At 64.7% G+C, this 18,729-nt stretch carries 25 protein-coding genes; 11 read left to right on the forward strand and 14 right to left on the reverse strand.

The window, feature by feature from the left end:
* On the forward strand, window positions 1-281 hold a 281-nt coding region (locus tag DYI24_RS06325; RefSeq protein WP_246701177.1), incomplete at its 5' end, for an ATP-binding protein.
* Between the two features lie 286 nt (window positions 282-567).
* On the opposite strand, the gene proC is transcribed toward DYI24_RS06325, so the two are convergent.
* The 3 genes from proC to DYI24_RS06340 form a co-directional block, all read right to left on the reverse strand.
* Window positions 568-1,401, reverse strand: coding sequence for a pyrroline-5-carboxylate reductase (gene proC, locus DYI24_RS06330; RefSeq protein ID WP_502706330.1), 834 nt, complete (start codon window positions 1,399-1,401; stop codon window positions 568-570).
* Between the two features lie 96 nt (window positions 1,402-1,497).
* Window positions 1,498-1,926: a GNAT family N-acetyltransferase gene (locus DYI24_RS06335; RefSeq protein WP_164571675.1), complete on the reverse strand. Its 429-nt coding sequence runs from the start codon at window positions 1,924-1,926 to the stop codon at window positions 1,498-1,500.
* Window positions 1,923-2,423 (reverse strand): type III secretion system chaperone family protein, encoded by a 501-nt coding sequence (locus DYI24_RS06340; protein ID WP_107345938.1) that lies wholly within the window; start codon window positions 2,421-2,423, stop codon window positions 1,923-1,925. The genes DYI24_RS06335 and DYI24_RS06340 overlap by 4 nt, the downstream gene beginning before the upstream one ends.
* A 354-nt stretch (window positions 2,424-2,777) precedes the next feature.
* On the opposite strand from DYI24_RS06340, the gene DYI24_RS06345 reads away from it, so the two are divergent.
* Window positions 2,778-3,311, forward strand: coding sequence for a 6,7-dimethyl-8-ribityllumazine synthase (locus DYI24_RS06345; protein WP_164571676.1), 534 nt, complete (start codon window positions 2,778-2,780; stop codon window positions 3,309-3,311).
* 253 nt (window positions 3,312-3,564) lie between these two features.
* On the opposite strand, the gene DYI24_RS06350 is transcribed toward DYI24_RS06345, so the two are convergent.
* The 6 genes from DYI24_RS06350 to DYI24_RS06375 all read right to left on the reverse strand — a co-directional run bounded on the left by DYI24_RS06350 (window position 3,565) and on the right by DYI24_RS06375 (window position 8,537).
* Window positions 3,565-4,518 carry a ribose-phosphate pyrophosphokinase gene (locus tag DYI24_RS06350; RefSeq protein ID WP_107345936.1) on the reverse strand — a complete coding sequence of 318 codons (954 nt, stop codon included), beginning with the start codon at window positions 4,516-4,518 and terminating at the stop codon, window positions 3,565-3,567.
* Between the two features lie 168 nt (window positions 4,519-4,686).
* Complete coding sequence (locus DYI24_RS06355) at window positions 4,687-5,289, reverse strand: hypothetical protein (protein WP_164571677.1); 603 nt, start codon at window positions 5,287-5,289, stop codon at window positions 4,687-4,689.
* 232 nt (window positions 5,290-5,521) lie between these two features.
* Window positions 5,522-6,295 carry a peptidoglycan editing factor PgeF gene (gene pgeF, locus DYI24_RS06360; protein WP_164571678.1) on the reverse strand — a complete coding sequence of 258 codons (774 nt, stop codon included), beginning with the start codon at window positions 6,293-6,295 and terminating at the stop codon, window positions 5,522-5,524.
* Window positions 6,292-7,431, reverse strand: a complete 1,140-nt coding sequence (locus tag DYI24_RS06365; RefSeq protein WP_164571679.1) for a class I SAM-dependent methyltransferase — start codon at window positions 7,429-7,431, stop codon at window positions 6,292-6,294. The genes pgeF and DYI24_RS06365 overlap by 4 nt, the downstream gene beginning before the upstream one ends.
* Window positions 7,428-8,291: a prolipoprotein diacylglyceryl transferase gene (gene lgt, locus DYI24_RS06370; RefSeq protein ID WP_107345933.1), complete on the reverse strand. Its 864-nt coding sequence runs from the start codon at window positions 8,289-8,291 to the stop codon at window positions 7,428-7,430. The genes DYI24_RS06365 and lgt overlap by 4 nt, the downstream gene beginning before the upstream one ends.
* Before the next feature lie 12 nt (window positions 8,292-8,303).
* Window positions 8,304-8,537 carry a hypothetical protein gene (locus DYI24_RS06375; protein ID WP_107356894.1) on the reverse strand — a complete coding sequence of 78 codons (234 nt, stop codon included), beginning with the start codon at window positions 8,535-8,537 and terminating at the stop codon, window positions 8,304-8,306.
* Here DYI24_RS06375 and DYI24_RS06380 point away from each other — a divergent pair.
* The 4 genes from DYI24_RS06380 to ychF all read left to right on the forward strand — a co-directional run bounded on the left by DYI24_RS06380 (window position 8,536) and on the right by ychF (window position 11,625).
* Window positions 8,536-8,814, forward strand: coding sequence for an accessory factor UbiK family protein (locus tag DYI24_RS06380; RefSeq protein WP_011159891.1), 279 nt, complete (start codon window positions 8,536-8,538; stop codon window positions 8,812-8,814). The two genes, DYI24_RS06375 and DYI24_RS06380, sit on opposite strands and share 2 nt — an antisense overlap.
* Window positions 8,815-9,074: 260 nt before the next feature.
* The gene (locus tag DYI24_RS06385) at window positions 9,075-9,767 is read left to right on the forward strand and encodes a 50S ribosomal protein L25/general stress protein Ctc (RefSeq protein ID WP_164571680.1); all 693 of its coding nucleotides are present in this window, start codon (window positions 9,075-9,077) and stop codon (window positions 9,765-9,767) included.
* 21 nt (window positions 9,768-9,788) lie between these two features.
* Window positions 9,789-10,403, forward strand: coding sequence for an aminoacyl-tRNA hydrolase (gene pth, locus DYI24_RS06390; RefSeq protein ID WP_164571681.1), 615 nt, complete (start codon window positions 9,789-9,791; stop codon window positions 10,401-10,403).
* 124 nt (window positions 10,404-10,527) lie between these two features.
* Window positions 10,528-11,625: a redox-regulated ATPase YchF gene (ychF, locus tag DYI24_RS06395; RefSeq protein ID WP_164571682.1), complete on the forward strand. Its 1,098-nt coding sequence runs from the start codon at window positions 10,528-10,530 to the stop codon at window positions 11,623-11,625.
* Window positions 11,626-11,771: 146 nt separating this feature from the next.
* Here the strand turns inward: ychF and DYI24_RS06400 are convergent, their stop codons facing one another.
* The gene (locus DYI24_RS06400) at window positions 11,772-12,065 is read right to left on the reverse strand and encodes a DUF4282 domain-containing protein (RefSeq protein ID WP_011159887.1); all 294 of its coding nucleotides are present in this window, start codon (window positions 12,063-12,065) and stop codon (window positions 11,772-11,774) included.
* Window positions 12,066-12,150: 85 nt separating this feature from the next.
* On the opposite strand from DYI24_RS06400, the gene DYI24_RS06405 reads away from it, so the two are divergent.
* The 3 genes from DYI24_RS06405 (at window position 12,151) to DYI24_RS28020 (ending at window position 13,416) form a co-directional block, all read left to right on the forward strand.
* On the forward strand, window positions 12,151-12,630 hold the full coding sequence (locus tag DYI24_RS06405) for a MaoC family dehydratase (RefSeq protein WP_107356890.1): 480 nt from the start codon (window positions 12,151-12,153) through the stop codon (window positions 12,628-12,630).
* An 8-nt stretch (window positions 12,631-12,638) separates the two neighbouring features.
* A complete protein-coding gene (locus tag DYI24_RS06410; protein WP_011159885.1) occupies window positions 12,639-13,121 on the forward strand; it encodes a MaoC family dehydratase in 483 nt (160 codons plus the stop codon).
* A 148-nt stretch (window positions 13,122-13,269) separates the two neighbouring features.
* On the forward strand, window positions 13,270-13,416 hold the full coding sequence (locus DYI24_RS28020) for a hypothetical protein (RefSeq protein WP_199851768.1): 147 nt from the start codon (window positions 13,270-13,272) through the stop codon (window positions 13,414-13,416).
* Window positions 13,417-13,557: 141 nt separating this feature from the next.
* On the opposite strand, the gene DYI24_RS06415 is transcribed toward DYI24_RS28020, so the two are convergent.
* The 3 genes from DYI24_RS06415 to DYI24_RS06425 all read right to left on the reverse strand — a co-directional run bounded on the left by DYI24_RS06415 (window position 13,558) and on the right by DYI24_RS06425 (window position 15,576).
* A complete protein-coding gene (locus tag DYI24_RS06415) occupies window positions 13,558-13,998 on the reverse strand; it encodes a hypothetical protein (RefSeq protein WP_107345926.1) in 441 nt (146 codons plus the stop codon).
* Window positions 13,999-14,205: 207 nt separating this feature from the next.
* A complete protein-coding gene (locus tag DYI24_RS06420) occupies window positions 14,206-14,637 on the reverse strand; it encodes a nuclear transport factor 2 family protein (protein WP_107345925.1) in 432 nt (143 codons plus the stop codon).
* A 483-nt stretch (window positions 14,638-15,120) separates the two neighbouring features.
* A complete protein-coding gene (locus DYI24_RS06425; RefSeq protein WP_164571683.1) occupies window positions 15,121-15,576 on the reverse strand; it encodes a hypothetical protein in 456 nt (151 codons plus the stop codon).
* 213 nt (window positions 15,577-15,789) lie between these two features.
* Between DYI24_RS06425 and DYI24_RS06430 the strand changes: the two genes are divergently transcribed.
* Entirely contained in the window at window positions 15,790-17,043 is a 1,254-nt protein-coding gene (locus tag DYI24_RS06430) for an acetyl-CoA C-acetyltransferase (protein ID WP_164571684.1), read from the forward strand.
* 73 nt (window positions 17,044-17,116) lie between these two features.
* On the opposite strand, the gene DYI24_RS06435 is transcribed toward DYI24_RS06430, so the two are convergent.
* The gene (locus DYI24_RS06435; protein WP_164571685.1) at window positions 17,117-17,899 is read right to left on the reverse strand and encodes a BglII/BstYI family type II restriction endonuclease; all 783 of its coding nucleotides are present in this window, start codon (window positions 17,897-17,899) and stop codon (window positions 17,117-17,119) included.
* 125 nt (window positions 17,900-18,024) lie between these two features.
* Here DYI24_RS06435 and DYI24_RS06440 point away from each other — a divergent pair, with 125 nt between their 5' ends.
* The gene (locus DYI24_RS06440; protein WP_205523394.1) at window positions 18,025-18,663 is read left to right on the forward strand and encodes an MT-A70 family methyltransferase; all 639 of its coding nucleotides are present in this window, start codon (window positions 18,025-18,027) and stop codon (window positions 18,661-18,663) included.
* Window positions 18,664-18,729: the final 66 nt, after the last annotated feature.

Genomic DNA, 18,729 nt, shown 5'->3' on the forward strand with positions numbered 1-18,729 from the left:
ACGCCGCGCGCCACGCTCATACCATCGCGATCACCGGCGCACGCGATCATCGCTATCTCACTGTGACGATCGACGACGACGGACCCGGTATTCCGATGGCGATGCGCGAAGAGGTGTTCAAGCCGTTCCTGCGGCTCGACGACGCCCGCAACCAGGACGAAGGCGGCACCGGCCTCGGCCTCGCCATCGCCCGCGACATCGCCCGCTCGCACGGCGGCGACATCACCCTCGGCGACAGCCCGATGGGCGGCCTGCGCGCGATCGTGCGGGTGCCGGTGTAGGCCGAAGCGCTAACCCCCACTCTCCGCCGTCATCACCCGCGTATGCGGGTGATCCAGTATTGCAGGGCGGCTGTTGTAACTAACCGGCGCTCCGGAATACTAGGTCGCCCGGTCAAGCCGGGCGATGACGTGGGTGCGTGGGGCGACGCCGCCAACCGAAGATAGTCATCGCCGGGCTCGACCCGGCGATCCATCCTCTTCGTGAAATGTGCAGAGCACTATCTCGGCGCGCTTGCGCGCGCGATGGATGCGCGGGTCGAGCCCGCGCATGACGTCGGTATTCTGCCTACTTCGCCAGTTCCTTCGACCGCTTGGTCGCTGCGGCGACCGCGCGGGTCAGCAGCGGGCGGAAGCCATCATCCGCCATCAGCACCTCGAGCGCGGCGGCGGTGGTGCCGCCGGGGGAGGTGACGTTCTTGCGCAGCGTGGCGGCATCGAGGTCGGAGCGGTGCAGCAGTTCGCCGGAGCCGGCGACGGTGGCGCGGGCAAGCGTCATGGCGAGGGCTTCGGGCAGGCCGGCTTCGACGCCGGCGCGCGCGAGTTCTTCGGCGAGCAGGAACACGTAGGCCGGGCCCGAGCCGGACACCGCCGTTACGGCATCGATCAGGGCTTCGTCGTCGACCCATTCGACGCCGCCGGTGGCGCGCAGCAGCGCATCGGCAATGCCGCGCTGCGCGGGGGTGACGCTAGAGGCCGCGACCGCGACGGTGATGCCGCGGCCGATCGCGGCCGGCGTATTCGGCATCGCGCGGACGACGTGGCCGCCGAGCTGCTCGGAGAGCGCCGCGATCGGCTTGCCGGCCATGATCGACACCACCAGGGTCGAGGGGCTGACATAGCCGCGCAGCGCGGCGGCGGCTTCGGCGAACATCTGCGGCTTCACCGCGACCACCAGCGTCGAGACCGCGCCGACGTCGCTGGCAGAGGCATTGAGGCGGATGCCACGGGCGCTCAGCGCGGCGATGTCGTCGGTCGGATGCGGCTCGATCACCACGACGTCGCCGCCGTCCAGCCCCTGCGCCAGCCAGCCGGTGAGCAGTGCGCCGCCCATCTTGCCGGCGCCGGCGAGAACCACCGTGCCGCCGAGCTGTTGCAGGGGAGATTGAGCAGAGCTGGTCATCGCAAACATCCATCCGCGCCGCGACGGCGGCGTGTTCTAGCCGGGTTTTATTGGATGCTCGAAGGGGTCACAAGCGCTGTGCCCCGCGCGCAGCGATCAGAAGGTCTTCATGAAGAACAGGCGCTGCGATCCGCGCGGGTGATCGGCGATGCGGCCGAACTCCTGATAGCCGTGCTTGCGGTAGAAGTCCGGCGCCTGAAACTGATAGGTATCGAGCCACACCCCGGCGCAGCCGCGGTCCTTGGCGATCTGCTCGGCGCGGCTCAGCAGCTCGGTGCCGAGCCCGCTGCGACGCGCCGTCTCCGGAACGGCAAGGAATTCGACGAACAGCCAGTCGTAGATGATCCGGCCCCACAGGCCGCCGGTGGTCTCGCCGGTGTCAGGGTCTTCGACCACGAGGCAGACTTGCTGAAAGCCCGATGGTCCGCCGGCCTTTTCGTTGTGGGTGATCAGCGCGCGCAGGATCGCGGCGCGGTCGAGCTCGGAGGCGCCGTCGCGAACGACGATGCGCGGCGCTTGGCTCACGCCTCGCCTTGAGTGTCGAACATCGCCGCGCTCATCGCTTCGGCGGCAGTCTTGCCGGCCCACACCGTGAACTGGATCGCCGGGTAGTAACGCTCGCAGGCGTGGATCGCGCTGATCAGCATAGTCTCGCACTGCGCTTCGGTGGCGGCCAGTCCGCCCGGCAGAACCAGCGCCTGGCGATACATCACGGTGCCGGTGTGATTCCACACGTCGAAATGTCCGACCCAGAGCTGTTCGTTGATCGCCGCGATCAGCCGCAGCGTTTCGTTACGCCGTGCCGCCGGCACTTTCATGTCGAACGCGCAGGCCAGATGCAGCGCTTCGATCTCGTTCATCCAAGTGAACGACAGCGTGTAGTCGGTCCACTGGCCCTTGGCGACGATGGTGATTTCATCCTCGCCGGAACGCTCGAAGGCGAGGTCGTTCGATGCCGCGATGTCTTCGACGACCGCGAGCGGATTATTTCGTGAATCGATGATGCCTTCGAGCAAGGGCATGCCGTCTCGACCTTACGTTGGAATATGCTGATACGCATGAGGCAGGCCGGTACGCGCCTGTACCTGTGCTCGCGTCGGAAGGATTAGTCCGGACGAACCGAGGTTGCAGGGATGAAATGATGTGATTTGCGGAATCGGCGCAATCCCGGGCTTCGCCAATTCCACAACCAAAGAGTAACCCTCCACAGCGGAGCGAGCGGCGCGAGAACAAAACGGAATCGGATTCGCGTTAGCCGAGTCCGGGGCGCGGAATTCGCTCCACACGAGTCTTTCGCCGCATGGTCAACCTTTGATTCAGGGGCGGCCGCTGGTAGCCTGAGCCGACCTTCAGATGACAGCCCAGTGAGCCCACCGATGACCGAAACCGTGACCGATCCTGCCGAGACTGCGCCGCCGCCGGCCGAGCGGTCGTATCCGCGCTTCGCCAAGCCGCAGCGCGTCGCCTTCGTGCAGTCGTCGTGGCATCGCGACGTGGTCGCCGGTTGCTGGGAGACGTTCGTGCGCGAGATCGTCGAGCGCGGCATCGTCGCCTCGCAGGTCGATCTGTTCGAAGTGCCCGGCTCGTTCGAGATTCCGCTGCACGTGCAGATGCTGGCGAAGACCCGGCGCTACACCGCGATCGTCGCAGCCGGCCTCGTGGTCGATGACGGTCTCACCGGCTTTGTTGCCCAGACGGTGATCCAGGCGCTGATGGACGTGCAGCTCAAGACCGAGGTTCCGGTGTTCTCCGCGGTGGCGACGCCGCACAGCTTCGAGCGAGGCGAGTCGAACACCGAGCACTTCCGGCAACACTTCGCCGCCAAGGGCGCCGAAGTCGCCCACGCCTGCGCCGACACCCTGCTCAGCCTCGAACGCCTGCGCGGCCAGGTCGCGGCGGGGATCGTGTAGTTGCGGGATCGTGTGGGCGAACGACGCCGTCATTCCGGGGCGCGAGCAAAGCTCGCGAACCCGGAATCCAGAGATTGTTGAAATATCGCTGGTGCCTCGAACATCGAGATTCCGGGTTCGCTCACTTCGTGAACGCCCCGGAATGACGACTTTCTTGTCGATGAAGAGATTCCGGATTCGCGAGCTCTGCTCGCGCCCCGGAATGACAAAAGAGAGGCTGATTGCGTCGAATGACGACGGAGGTCAGGGAAACTTAGTCGAACAGGCTCGACACCGACTCTTCCGCCGCGGTGCGGCCGATCGCTTCGGCGATCAGGGACGCGATGGTGATGGTGCGGATGTTCGGCGCCTTGCAGACGCCTTCGGTCGCCTGGATCGAGTCGGTGATCACCAGCTCTTTGAGCTTGGAGTTGCTGATGCGGGCGCAGGCGCCGCCGGACAGCACGCCGTGGGTGATGTAGGCGGAGACCGCGGTCGCGCCGTTTGCGAGCAGCGCTTCGGCGGCGTTCACCAGCGTGCCGCCGGAGTCGACGATGTCGTCGAGCAGGATGCAGGTGTAGCCGGCGACGTCGCCGATCACGTTCATCACTTCGGACTCGCCGGCGCGCTCGCGGCGCTTGTCGATGATCGCCAGCGGGGTGTTGAGGCGCTTGGCCAGACCGCGGGCGCGGACCACGCCGCCGACGTCGGGCGACACCACCATCACCTTCGACAGGTCGAAGCGCTCCTTGATGTCGCGCACCATCACCGGCGAGGCGTAGAGGTTGTCAGTCGGGATGTCGAAGAAGCCCTGGATCTGGCCGGCGTGCAGGTCCAGCGTCATCACCCGGTCGACACCGGCATGGGTGATCAGGTTGGCAACCAGCTTGGCCGAGATCGGCGAGCGCGAGCCGACCTTACGGTCTTGGCGGGCGTAGCCGAAATAGGGGATCACCGCAGTGATACGGCGCGCCGAGGCACGGCGCAGCGCGTCGGTGATGATCAGAAGTTCCATCAGGTGGTCGTTGGCCGGAAACGACGTCGACTGGATGATGAAGACGTCCGAACCGCGGACGTTCTCCTGGATCTCGACGAAGACTTCGTTATCGGCGAAGCGGCGGACGCTCGCTTTGGTGAGCGGCATCTTCAGCCATTCGGCGATGTCGCGCGCCAGAGCCGGGTTGGAATTGCCGGCGACCAGTTTGACCGATCCGTTCTTGCCCGACATCGACGCGTCCCCCCTCGGCGCGGTGGATACTACGTTCAGCATATCGGTTGACTCGCGAAATCGGACTGTTTTGCGAGCGAGGTGATACCAGCCGGTCGCCAGCGATGGCAACCCGTTGTGACGGTTTTCCGGTGCGGATTCGACCTATGTAGCGTGCAATTGCAGCAATCAGCGCGCAGCGAAACTCAGGGCTGCAGACGGCGCATCGCTGCTCGCGGCCTGTGCCGGCTCCGCACTTGCGATCGCTGGGCCCCGCTCGGCCGGGGCTGCGGCGGGTGCGGTGTCGGCAGGTAACCCGCCGTTCACCAAGCCGCTCATCCCGGTGAAGCCGGCCTGTGCGATCCGGCGCAGCACGACGTCATCGGCCTGCTGCCAGGCATCGCGACCGTTGCCGGCCGGTTCCTCACCCGACAGCCGCAGCGTGCGCTGCTGGTTGCGATCGTACACGTCCCACACCCAGGCGATATTGGTGCGGTTGCCGCGGACCTGCGCCGACAGATAGCTGCGGACGCGATACGCCGCGCCACCTTCGCGCGACACCACCGGGATTTGGCGCAGCTTGGATTCGCTGTCGAGCACCGCGACCATGCGGTCGAACACCTGCGGCGGCGGGCCGTCGATGGATTCGAACGCGACGCCGCTGCCGCCAGCCGAGGCCATCGGGCCGGTGCCGCCTTGGGTGACGCAGCCGGCGAGGCCGGTCAGCAAAGTGAGCAGGAGGGCGGTGCGCGTGGTGCGCATGGCAATCTGGCGGGGCAGGCGAGCCAACATGCAGGGTCCCGTCGAAAGCGCGGCGCAGCGGCCGCCGAACGACGGAAGCGATATCGTTAAAATGCATTAAGGTCTAGGGCGGGGCGAGTACCAGGTTAATCCTTTGCAGGCTGGCAAAATCAATTTCTCTAAAATTTTCAGAATATTAGATGGATCGGCGTCGCCTCGGGCGTAAACGAACGTGGTTAATTCCCGTTCATCTTTGGCAAGCTTCGGCGAGGTTTGGCGGGTCTCAGGCGTCCGGGTCGAGCACGATGGCGTGGACGTGGCGGCCGTAGTCCGGCTCGCTCCGATGGGTGGTGCGGCGATAGGAGAAGAACCGCTCGTCCGGATAAGTGTCGATGCCGAGGTCGTCGATCATGCCGACGCCGGCGGCCTCGAGCCGCATCCGGATGAAGCCGCCGAGATCGAACATCGCGTGGCCGGGCCGCTCCGCTACGGTGAAGAAGGCCTCATAGGCCGGGTTAGCCGCGGTGAAGCGGGCGACGAACTCGGCGCCGACTTCATAAGAAGGCTGCCGGATCAGCGGACCGATCGCCGCGACCACGCGGCTGCGCTGGGCGCCGAGCCGCTCCATCTCGTCCAGCGTGGATTCCAGCACGCCGGTCAGCGCGCCCTTCCAGCCGGCATGGGCGGCGCCGATCACCTGCGCGGTCGGGTCGGCGAACAGGATCGGGCCGCAATCGGCCGTCGTGACGCCGATCGCCAGACCCGGCGTGCGCGTCACGATGGCGTCCGCCTTCGGCCGGCTCGCCTGGTCCCACGGCGCTTCGGCGACGGCGACGTCCGGCGAGTGCACCTGATAGACGGTGAGGAAACGCTCCGGCGCAACGCCGAGCGCTTCTGCCATCCGCCGCCGGTTCTCGGCGACCTTGGCCGGGTCGTCGTTGGAGCCGATGCCGCCGTTCAGTCCGGCATAGATGCCGTCCGACACACCGCCCTCGCGGGTGAAAAAGGCATGGCGCAGGCCCGGCGCAGCGCCGAGCAGCGGCGAGGTGATGATCATCCGTGGGTCCCTTGCCGGCGCTCGGCTTCGCGGTCGGTGTCGTCGCTGAGCGCGACCAGCGTCTCGATCTTGGGATCGGACACTCCGATCACCTTGAACATCGAGCCCATCGCGCCGCGGCCTTCGCCGGTCAGGCGCTGCAGCGCGCCGGCGATGTCTTCGGACACCTGCGGCGTCGCCTTCGCCATCAGCGACAGCGCGCGCGTCTCGATGCCGAGCCGCTTCAGGAATGTGCCTTGCGTCACCGGGCCGTGGGCACGGGCGCCGACGCTCTCGGCGGCGCGGCCGAGCGCGTCGAAATCGACATGCGCGGTGAGGTCGGCGCGGCCGGGATGCTGCAGCGGATCGGCGTAGCTGTGGCTGGCGATCGCCTGGAAGGTGTCGCCGACGTCACTGCGCAGATGGCCATAATCGATAATCAGCGCCGCACCGCCTTGGTCGCGCACCCGGCTGGCGATCTTCAGAATCTCGGTGTCGGGCCGCCATTCGAACACGGCGCCGGGCGGCGCCAGCCGCACCAGCGGCGGCAGCAATGCCTCGAAGCCGCGGATCGGATCGGCGGCGACGCCGAACACTAACTCGCCGGATGCGCCGATCTCGATCACCCGCTCGTGCCAGCCGGTTTCGCGCTTGATCGCCTGATGGATCGGCAGCACGTCGAAATATTCGTTGGCGAGGATGACCGCAGGACCTTCCGGCACGTCATCGAAGCTGTCGTGCCAGTGAATGTTGCGGATGCCGGCCAGCATGGTCTGCTGCTTCTGGCGCAGCACCGGGTTGATCTCGACCAGATGGATGCTGAGCGACTGGTAGAGAACCGGCAGCACCCGCAGCGCGCGCAGCGCGTCCGCCATCATCGTGCCGCGGCCCGGGCCGATCTCGATCAGCCGCAGCGTCTCCGGCTCGTCGGCGGCCTTCCACACCGAAGCCGACCACAGCCCGAGCAGTTCGCCGAACATCTGGCTGATCTCGGGCGAGGTGGTGAAGTCGCCTTCGCGCCCGAGCGGATCGCGGGTGACGTAATAACCGTGCTCGGGATGGCCGAGGCACAATTCCATATAGCGCCACACCGGCATCGGGCCGGCGGCCTTGATCAGCCGCTTGATCTCGGTGGCGAGGGCCGTCTGGTCGATCATGAGGCTGCCTCGCTGGAAGGTGTCGTGGCCGCAGCGGGCGTGACGCGCCCACGCCGCCACGTCGTGATCATCACCACGATGCCGACGATCACCATCGGCACCGACAGCAGCATGCCCATGGTCAGGCCGCCCCACAGGAAGCCGAGCTGCGGATCGGGCTCGCGGAAGAATTCGCCGGTGATGCGGGCGAGGCCATAGAAGGTGAGAAACGCACCGATGATCAGGCCGGGCCGCTTCAGGGCGCCGGCGCGGATCATCAGCGCCAGGATCACGAACAGGCCGATGCCTTCGAGTCCGGCTTCATAGAGCTGGCTCGGATGCCGCGGCAGCGGACCGGCATTGGGAAACACCATCGCCCACGGCACCGAGGCGTCGGCCGGGCGGCCCCACAATTCGCCGTTGATGAAGTTGGCGATGCGGCCGAGGAACAGCCCGATCGGGCCGACCGCGCAGGTGATGTCGCCGAGCGACAGGATCGGCACCTTGCGCTTCCATCCGAACAGTACGACCGCCAGCACGCAGCCCATAAAGCCGCCGTGGAACGACATGCCGCCTTTCCACAGCTCGAAGATCTCAGCCGGATGCCGGATGAAGAAGTCGAGATTGTAGAACAGCACGTAGCCGGTGCGGCCGCCGAGAATGATGCCGATGGTGATCCACAGGATGAAGTCGTCGAACGCTTCCAGCGAGATCGGCGACGGGCCGCCCCACAGCCGCTGTCGCTGCAGCAGCATCCGGGCATACAGCCAGCCGATGACGATGCCGGCAATGTAAGCCAGCGCGTACCAGCGGATCGCGAACGGACCGATCGCGACGGCCACCGGATCGAACACGGGAAAGGCGACGGCGAAGAATGGCATTGTTCGTTTGGCTTATCTCCAAAGCCCGCAACGGTACAGCGTCAATTGGCGCCGCGTGTCGTCCAGACCGATGCTTAAATCGACCTTGCGACGGGGGTGCGAACGTCGCAAGGAATGGCAAATCGGATCGGGCCGGCGCAGGTCCCGCCTGGCGGCCTTGAAGTAGGCCCGATCCATCGCCATTGTCACCGCCAATGCCCGTTTGGCTTGCAACCGCGCAAGACGCGCGACGGAGATCTCGACCATGACCCAGACCAACAACCGGCTTTTCGACGAGATCGGCCGCCTGATGAACGACGCTGCCGGTGCCGCCCAGGGCGTCAAGCGCGAGATCGACGGGGTGGTGCGCAGCCAAGCCGAGAAGATCCTGCGCGACCTCGATCTGGTGAAGCGCGAAGAGTTTGAGGCGTTCAAGGAAATGGTCCGCCTGACCCGCGAAGAGAACGAGGCCCTGAAGGCCCGGATCGCCGCGCTGGAAGCCCGCCAGGGTGGCGGCTCGGAGCCTCCGACCGCGCTGGCGTAAGGCAACTCCTTTAGGACAACGACCGTCATGCCCGGGCTTGACCCGGGCATCCATCATCTTGCGAACAGGATGGATTGCCGGGTCAAGCCCGGCAATGACCGTTCGAAGGGGCTTGGCTCCCCGATTTCCTTGTCATTTGCGGCCTTTGCGGCTAGAAACCGGCCACGTCCGCGGCCCCCGCACCCCTGGAGGCTTGCCGCGACGTGTCAAATGGGCCGCTTTGCGGCCTTTAACTTTTTACAGATCAAGGACTTAAGCAGATGACGAGCGTCTTGGAACTGAAGGCGACCGCGCGTCCGAAGAGCGGCAAGGGGGCCGCCCGGGCCGAGCGTCGCGCCGGCCGCGTGCCCGGAGTGATCTACGGTGACAACCAGCCCCCGCTGCCGATCTCGGTCGAAGAGAAAGAGCTTCGCCTGCGGATTCTGGCAGGCCGGTTCCTGACCACGATTTTCGACGTCGTCCTCGACGGCCAGAAGCATCGCGTCATCCCGCGCGACTATCACCTCGATCCGGTGAAGGACTTCCCGCTGCACGTCGACTTCCTGCGGCTCGGCGCCGGTGCGACCATCCGCATCAGCGTGCCGCTGCACCTGAAGGGGCTCGAAGTCGCTCCGGGCGTGAAGCGCGGCGGCACCTTCAACATCGTCACCCACACCGTCGACCTGGAAGCGCCGGCCGACAACATCCCGCAGTTCATCGAAGCCGACGTGTCGAACCTCGACATCGGCGTGTCGCTGCATCTGTCGGACATCGCGCTGCCCAAGGGCGTCAAGTCGGTGTCGCGTGAGGACGTCACGCTGGTCACCATCGTGCCGCCGTCGGGCTACAACGAAGACAAGGCTGCGGCGGGTGCCGCGCCTGCGGCTGCTGCCGCGCCGGCTGCTGCGGCGAAGGCTCCTGCTGCTGCCGCCAAGGCTCCTGCCGCGGCTGCTGCGCCGGCCAAGAAGAAGTAATCCGGCGCGGGGTTCCGCGTCATGCGGCTGTTCGTTGGGTTGGGCAATCCCGGGTCGAAGTACCAGGGCAACCGGCACAACATCGGCTTCATGGTCATCGACGAAATCGCGCGGCGTCATGGCTTCTCGCCATGGCGCCGTCGTTTTCAGGGCGAGACCGCAGACGGCGTGCTCGACGGCGAGCGCATCACACTGCTCAAGCCGCTCACCTACATGAACGAGTCCGGCCGCGCCGTGCAGGAAGCGACGAGCTTCTACAAGATCGGCCAGAGCGAGGTCGCCGTGTTTCACGACGAGATCGAACTGCCGCCGGCGAAAGTTCGGGTGAAGGTCGGCGGCGGCATCGCCGGGCATAACGGCCTGCGCTCGATCTCGGCGCATATCGGCAACGATTATCTTCGCGTGCGGCTCGGCGTCGGCCATCCGGGCGCGAAGGAGCTGGTGCACAATCACGTGCTCGGCGATTTTGCCAAGAGCGAGCGGCCCTGGGTCGAAGCGCTGTGCGAGATCGCCGCCGACAACGCCGGCCTGATCGCCAAGGGTAAGGACGCCTCCTTCGCCAACAAGGTGCATCTGGCGATGCAGGCGAAGGGTTTTTACGACAACGACAAGGGCACGAGCGGCAGCAAACAGTAAAGGCGTCATCGCCGGGCTCGACCCGGCGATCCATCTTCTTCGCAAGGAGATGGATGCCCGGGTCAAGCCCGGGCATGACGCGTCACTTGGTTGCGACGACGGCCTTCGAACAGCGGGACACACCATGGGCTTCAAATGCGGGATCGTCGGGCTGCCGAATGTCGGCAAGTCGACGCTGTTCAACGCGCTGACCGAGACTGCGGCGGCGCAGGCGGCGAACTATCCGTTCTGCACCATCGAGCCGAATGTCGGCGAAGTGGCGGTGCCGGATCCGCGGCTCGACAAGCTGGCCGAGGTCGGCAAATCGCAGCAGATCATTCCGACCCGGCTGACCTTCGTCGACATCGCCGGCCTGGTGAAGGGCGCCTCCAAGGGTGAAGGCCTCGGCAACCAGTTCCTCGCCACCATCCGCGAGGTCGATGCGATCGCGCACGTCGTGCGCTGCTTCGAAGACAGCGACATCACCCATGTCGAAGGCAAGGTCGCGCCGCTCGCCGACATCGAGACGATCGAGACCGAGCTGATGCTCGCCGACCTCGACAGCCTGGAAAAGCGCGTCGACAACCTGACCAAGAAGGCCAAGGGCGGCGACAAGGATTCCAAGGAGCAGCTCGAGCTGGTCACCCGCGCGTTGACGCTGCTGCGCGACGGCAAGCCGGCGCGCTTCCTCGAGCGCAAGCCCGAGGAGGAGCGCGCATTCCGGATGCTCGGCCTGCTGACCTCCAAGCCGGTTCTGTACGTCTGCAACGTCGAGGAAGGCTCTGCCGCCGAAGGCAACAGCTTCTCCGAACAGGTGATGGCGCGCGCCAAGGAAGAGGGCGCGGTCGCGGTGGTGATCTCGGCGAAGATCGAGTCCGAAATCGCGACGCTGTCGAAGGAAGAGCGCACCGACTTCCTCGACACGCTGGGCTTGCACGAGGCCGGCCTCGACCGGCTGATCCGCGCCGGCTACGAGCTGCTGCACCTGATCACGTACTTCACGGTCGGTCCGAAGGAAGCCCGCGCCTGGACCATCACCAAGGGCACCAAGGCGCCGCAGGCTGCGGCGGTGATCCACACCGACTTCGAGAAGGGCTTCATCCGCGCCGAGACCATCGCCTATGACGACTACATCCGTCTCGGCGGCGAAGCCGGCGCCCGCGATGGCGGCAAGCTCAGGCTGGAAGGCAAGGAATACGTCGTCGCCGACGGCGACGTGATGCACTTCAGGTTTAATACCTAAGGCTGACGGCGAAACTTCTCGAGCGCCGTTCTTTCAGCGAGTCATTCCGGGGCGCGCGAAGCGCGAACCCGGAATCTCTGTTCGCAACAATCTCTGGATTCCGGGTTCGCGAACTATGTTCGCGCCCCGGAATGACGATGAGGTGGTCACCTGAATCCCTGCTGATCGCGGATCGCGCCGAGGTGTTCGTTGATGCGGAACACGATCAGCACGAACTCGGCGACGATGCGCGAGAACACGATCCCGACCAGGATCGAGGCGAGGCTGGACAGCACCAGGATGAAACCGCCGAACGGGCTCACCGCCATTGCCGCCAGCCCGGAAAACACGCCGGAAATGCCGAACAGCACGGTCAACGCGATCACCAGCCAGTAGAAGGTCTTGATGATGGTCGGCGTGATGAAGCGGTCCCATTGAAACAGGTCCCGAAAATTGAACATCGGTGGTCTCCCCCAACAAACCGAATGATGGGCTTGTGATCGACCGCAATAACGGCCACAATCGGGCCTCCCACCAGCAAATGCCATGACAACCCTGTTCTTCGAAAATTTCGCGCCCGGCCACTTCGGCCGCTATGGACCTCGCCGTGTGACGCGCGAGGAGATCATCGCTTTTGCTTCGGAATACGATCCGCAGCCGATGCATCTGGACGACCACGCCGCCAACGCCTCGATGCTGAAAGGCATGTCTGGCTCGGGCTGGCATCTGTCGTCGCTGATGATGCGGATGATGTACGACGGCTTCATCAAGGACACCGCGTCGCTCGGCTCGCCGGGCGTCGACGAGATGCGCTGGATGTCGCCGCTGCGCCCCGGCGATGATCTGCTGCTCGACGTCGAAGTGATCGAAGCACGGGTGTCGAAGAGCCGGCCCGAAACCGGGATCGTCACCTTCAAGTGCTACGTGCGCAACGGCCACGGCCAGATGCTGAGCGAGATGGTGTCGCCGATCATCGTCAAGCGCCGCGACGCGGACGCGACCAGCGCCGCCGGCAGCAACGGATAACGATCACCATGCGTTTCCTGGAAGACATGACGATCGGCGAACGCCGTGAGGTCGGTACGTTCACGTTCACGGCCGACGCGATCAAGACGTTCGCGGCGCAGTTCGATCCGCAGCCGTTCCACCTCGACGAGGAGGCCGGCAAGAACTCGCTGTTCGGCGGCCTCGCCGCCTCCGGCTGGCACGTCGCCGCGGTGTGCATGAAGCTGATGGTGGCGGACGCTCAGCGCGAATCCGCCGAAGCTGCAAAGCGCGGCGAGCTGGTGGCGACCGGCGGTCCGTCCCCGGGTTTTCGCGAGCTGCGCTGGCTCAAGCCGGTGCTGGCTGGCGACACCATCACCTACTACAAGCAGGTCGAAAGTCTGCGGCCGTCTGATTCGCGGCCGCAGTGGGGAATCATGCAGGCCCGTAACACCGGGATCAATCAGCGCGGCGAGGTGGTGTTCTCGTTCCTCGCCACGGCGTTCGTGCCGCGCCGGCCGAACGCGGAGTGAACTGAGGCGAGGGGGACACAGCCGTTCGCATTTTAACCAAATGCGAGGCTTTTGACCGAGACGGCCCCGGAACGGCCGGGATATTAAGACGTTGTGAACCCTGCGAGCGCCACGGTCGACGAACGCAGGGCTGAGGGAATTGAAGACAATGGCTGACCAAGCTGGACTGAAATGGGTGGGCGTGATCTTCGCCACCGTGACGCTGGCGGTGATGATCACCACCGGAATGGTTGTGAAGGGTTACGCGGTGGGCTCCTACAGCCTCGACTCCGCAACCACGCTCTCCGACCGCTGAGCTTAAGGCTCGCGGCTGCCGGCGTCCCCGCCGGCCATCCTCTCTAAAATCAGAGATCGCACGCAAAAAAGCAGCCACCTCGCGATGGCTGCTTTTGCGTTTTCAGAGCGGTGATTGCCGGGCTCGCCCGGCAGCGCCGGATTAGCCGTGACGCAGGGTCTCGGCGGCGCGCTTCCACTGCGCGACGTTGTCGGCGATCATCCGGGTCGACTTCATCGCCGCCTGGCTGAGCTGCGCGTAGCTCGAGATCTCGCGCTGAACCCGCTGACCTTCGGCGTGCAGCAGGTCGCGCAGCGTCTCCAGTTCACCGATCAGATTCTCGATCTCGCCGAGCGAGGTGCCGGCAACGCGCTGGATCAGCGAATTGACGTTGTTCACCGCGGCTTCGGCAGTGCCTTCGAGGCCGAGCGTCGCGGCCGGAGCGGCAGCGGTGTCGGTGGTCGAGGTCGTCGCCGAGGGACGGCGCAGATAGGCGATGTCGTTGCGGACGAAGTCGCGGATCCCGGCTTCGACCTCGGAAACGGCGGCGAGGTTCTCGTCGGTTTCGGTGGTCTCGATCTTCTCGGAAGGAATGGCGTTCATTCGGTTGGTCCCCTGTGTGAGCGTCACGCCGCGCGGGGATCCCCCGCACGTAATCTGCCGCCGCATGACTCCAGCGCAATTTGACCGCATCGCGGCCGTTCTGCGGCGCCGTCTCGGTGTTTCGGCGACAATCCTCAACGTCCCATTAACGACGCGGCTGCCAGCCTCAGGGGAGACGCCGGCAGCACCACAACTTGGACGATTGTCTCAGGCGATCTTGGGCAGATGGATCGGGCGGCCGAGCGCTTGTTCGACCAGATCGAAGGTGTCGAGCACCATCCGCAGATTGGTCAGCCGGCCGCCGTGAAACTGCGTGAACAGCGCCATGCGCACGCTGATCGGCCGGTTAGTGCCGGCGGCGGTCAGCGAGTAGCGGACCATCGAGGCGGCGGAGTCGATCCCCAGCATCACCGACTCCCGGTGATAGCGATAGATCCGCACGCTGTCGGCGATCTGGCGGCAGACTTCGAGGACGGCTTCTTTGCCCTGGCGGGCGCCGAAGAACGGAAACATGTCGATCGGGCCGTAGATCGCCCAGTCGATATTGTCGTCGATGATGGTGGCGAGGTCTTCGGTCTGACGGTCGTTGAGGGCGCGATGCAATGCACGCGAGAACCGCCAGAGACTATGCTCTGTCATTGGCAATCCCGTTGGGAAAGGTTGATTGTCGATGCAAGCAGCGGCACCTGGCGACGCGGTGGTCGCCTTGCCCTTTGCAATTTGCTGCGCTGTCGGTTCCGATTAGTTACACTAAGAGCTAATTGCAATCGTATTTTGTGCATTGCACAAATTTAGAAATGCCGGCTCTAAACGCCCGTTTCACAGGCATCGGTCGGACTAAACCGCCATGGTTTTGCCGGCTTCTCTGCAGCTTCTGAGTAGTTGTGCCCGATATCGAGTAATCGCCCCGCGTGGCTCCGAATACTCCGAGGCGGATAGCGTACCGAGGCTGCAAACGTCAGCTAAGCGATACCGGCCGATCAGCCGCACGGCGCATCAGCCTCGCAAGATGGCGGCACGTTACGCCATCTGATTCGCGGATCGTGAGGAGGTGCGGAGCGCAAGCCGCGGGCTTGGAGCGAGACGGGCGGACGAGCCGCCCATCTGAACAGCCGCGCTGGCTCAGCGCTTGGCTTTCTTGGCCGCCTTCGTCTTCGCGCCGGTCTTGGCCGGCTTGGTCTCGGCCTTGTCGGCCGCCGCCTTCGCCGGCTTCGGCTTGGCGGTCGCCTTGGGCTTGGCAGTGGTCTTGGACTTAGCCGTCGGCTTGGGCTTGTCGTCCGCCTTCGGCTTGGAAGCCGCGGCAGCGGCCGCTGCGGCATCTTCGGCCGCCTTGCGCATCGCGCGGGCGTAGGCATCGGCGGCGTTGTCGGCGGCGGTCTGCAGCCGCTTCGCCGCGGCCAGTCCCTGCTCATAGGCGGCGGTCGCCAGCGCCTTGCCCTGTGCCTTGCCGCCGGCATCTTTGGCCTTGGCGGCGTGGGCCAGCAGCGCGTCGCGGCGCTTCTTCACCGCGGCGGTGAGCGCCTTGGTCTGCTGTTTTGCGAGCTGCCGGATGATCGCGTCGAGATCGGCCTCGGCCATGTTGGTAGTCCCCCAGAAGTGTCTTGTTGGCGCGCGACTATGCAGAGGCGCACCGCGGTTGGCAATTCGTCAGTTCCGCCGCGCGGCATAAGCCGGCGCGCGCCACAGATTGCATGGTGCGGCATCGCTGCCGCGGCTTGACTTCGCTCTCGTCTCGGACAATCTCGCCGCCAAGCCCCAACAAACCGCAAACAACATCGGGAGAAGAACAAGATGGCAGACGCCTACATCATCGACGCAGTCCGCACCCCCCGCGGCATCGGCAAAGTCGGAAAGGGCGCTCTCGCCGACATGCATCCCCAGCACCTCGCCGCCACCGTGCTGAAGGCGATCGCCGAACGTAACAAGCTCAACACCGCCGACGTCGACGACATCATCTGGTCGACCTCGACCCAGCGCGGCAAGCAGGGCGGCGACCTCGGCCGCATGGCCGCACTCGACGCCGGCTACGACATCAAGGCTTCCGGCACCACGCTCGACCGCTTCTGCGGCGGCGGCATCACCGCGGTGAACTTCGCCGCGGCGCAGATCATGAGCGGGATGGAAGACGTGGTGATCGCCGGCGGCACCGAGATGATGTCGCTGACCGCCGCGATGGCCGCCGAGGACATGGCAGCCGGAAAGCCGCCGCTCGGCATGGGCTCGGGCAACGCCCGCCTCGCCAAGGTGCATCCGCAGTCGCACCAGGGCATCTGCGGCGACGCGATCGCCAGCATGGAAGGCATCAGCCGCGAGGCGCTCGACGCGCTCGGCCTGGAAAGCCAGCGCCGCGCCGAGATCGCCATCAAGGAAGGCCGCTTCGACAAGAGCATCGTTCCGGTGGTCGACGACGAAGGCAAGGTCGTGCTGGCCAAGGACGAGTATCCGCGCCCCGAAACCACCGCCGAAGGCCTCGCCGCGCTGAAGCCGGCCTTTACCGCGATGGCCGACTATCCGCTCGACGACAAGGGCACCACCTATCGCAAGCTGATCAACCAGAAGTATCCGAACGTCGACATCAAGCACGTCCATCACGCCGGCAACTCCTCGGGCGTGGTCGACGGCGCCGCGGCGGTGTTGCTCACCTCGAAGGAATATGCCGAGAAGCACGGCCTGAAGCCGCGCGCCAAGATCCTGGCGATGGCCAATATCGGCGACGATCCGACCCTGATGCTCAACGCCCCGGTGCCGGCCGCCAAGAAGGTGCTGCAGAAGGCCGGCCTGACCAAGGACGATATCGACCTCTGGGAGATCAACGAAGCGTTCGCGGTTGTCGCCGAGAAGTTCATGCGCGATCTCGACCTCGACCGCTCCAAGGTCAACGTCAACGGCGGTGCGATTGCGCTGGGCCACCCGATCGGCGCCACCGGTGCGATCCTGATCGGCACCGTGCTCGACGAACTGGAGCGCCGCAACCTCAAGCGCGGCCTCGTGACGATGTGCGCCGCCGGCGGCATGGCCCCGGCGATCATCATCGAGCGGGTGTGAGGGGCGGGGTAGCCGTCGCGCGCAGGCGGTTCTGATCGCAACAACGAAAAAAGGGGCGGCGCATTGCGTCGCCCTAATCGTTTTCGTCGAGCAGCTTTCTCAGTTCATTCGGGTCTTCTCCGAACGTAACAATAGTGTCAGGGAGTCCAATCAGAACCAGTGGACACGGATTCCCCACACCACGCGAGACGCGGTCTTGGAGCTTACTCCAATGCGTTGTCGCCGCACCGAACTTGTCACTGACGAAATGATCGGTCCATGCTTCTCGGAAAGGGATCGGGTTCTTCGCTCTTTCGACACGCTTCGTGACATCGGCGATCTGGCGGCGGGTTCGTGAAAGTCCGATCCGCCGCATGTCGTCGTGCGAGTTGACTTGATGCTCATCGACGAAACGTCGAACCAACTGCTTCATCGCAACTTGTAGGGATGCCCCACGTGTGACGATAATTCCGAGCGAAATGCCTCCATCGGCGTGCAGGCGTTTGAAATTCTCGAGGTCACGATCGAAGAATGGATCCTTGTTGTTCCATTCGATTTCGAGAGCAACCGTTCCGGATTCGAACTTCTTGACGTGATCGATTTCGTGCGACTGCGACTCCCGCTCGATGCCGTCGATGGTGCGCTGTACCACGAAGATGTGTTTGTGCCATTCGTGAGCAGCCAAGGCATTGCGGAGCCGCTGTGTGCCTTTGGCCTCGCCGCCGCCCGAGCCGATGATTTCTTCTATTGGGATTGTCGACGTCAGCAGAACCTCTTGAAGCTGGTCTGCAACGTCCGGAAAATCCACTTTCAGAATGGCCTTAGCGTGGGAACGAAATTCGATGTCGAAGCCGCGGGCACGAAGTTGGTCGAACATTGGCAACCTGATTCCTGACAGAGATATTTATCACCAATTATCTTGAGAACGTATCGTGAACATGCTATTCTCCTTCCAATTCGGCGCGTATATCGCTGAGTATGGCTAAAGGTGCGGAGTCGCGGATGCTGACGGCGGGCGAGGATCTCTTGCGCGCGGCGGAAGGGCGTCGTTATGCGACGATCTTGGCCGATCCGCCGTGGCAGTTCACCAACAAGACCGGTAAGGTCGCGCCGGAGCATCGTCGGTTGTCACGCTACGGCACGATGAAGCTGGACGAAATCTGCGCTTTGCCGGTGCAAGACATCGCTGCGCCGACCTCGCACCTCTATCTTTGGGTGCCGAATGCGATGCTGCCGGATGGAATTGCGGTGCTGCAGTCCTGGGGGTTCACTTACAAGTCCAACATCGTCTGGCACAAGGTCCGCAAGGACGGCGGATCAGACGGCCGCGGCGTTGGCTTCTATTTTCGCAACGTCACCGAACTGATCCTTTTCGGCGTGCGTGGCAAGAACGCGCGCACGCTTGCTCCGGGTCGGCGGCAGGTCAATCTCCTTGCGACGCGCAAGCGCGAGCATTCCCGGAAACCCGACGAACAATACGATATCATCGAATCCTGTTCACCGGGTCCGTTCATCGAGTTGTTTGCTCGAGGAACCCGCAAGGGGTGGACCAATTGGGGCAATCAGGCGGATGATGGCTATCGTCCGACCTGGAAGACCTATGCTCACCATTCGCGGGTAGGGCTTGAGGCCGCCGAATAGACGCTGGCTTAATTGGTCTAGCTACGATCGTCGCCATATTGGGTGCATGAGTTCCTCCCCCACCAT

The sequence above is a fragment of the Rhodopseudomonas sp. BR0C11 genome (genome assembly GCF_010820945.1).
Lineage (GTDB): Bacteria > Pseudomonadota > Alphaproteobacteria > Rhizobiales > Xanthobacteraceae > Rhodopseudomonas > Rhodopseudomonas palustris_H.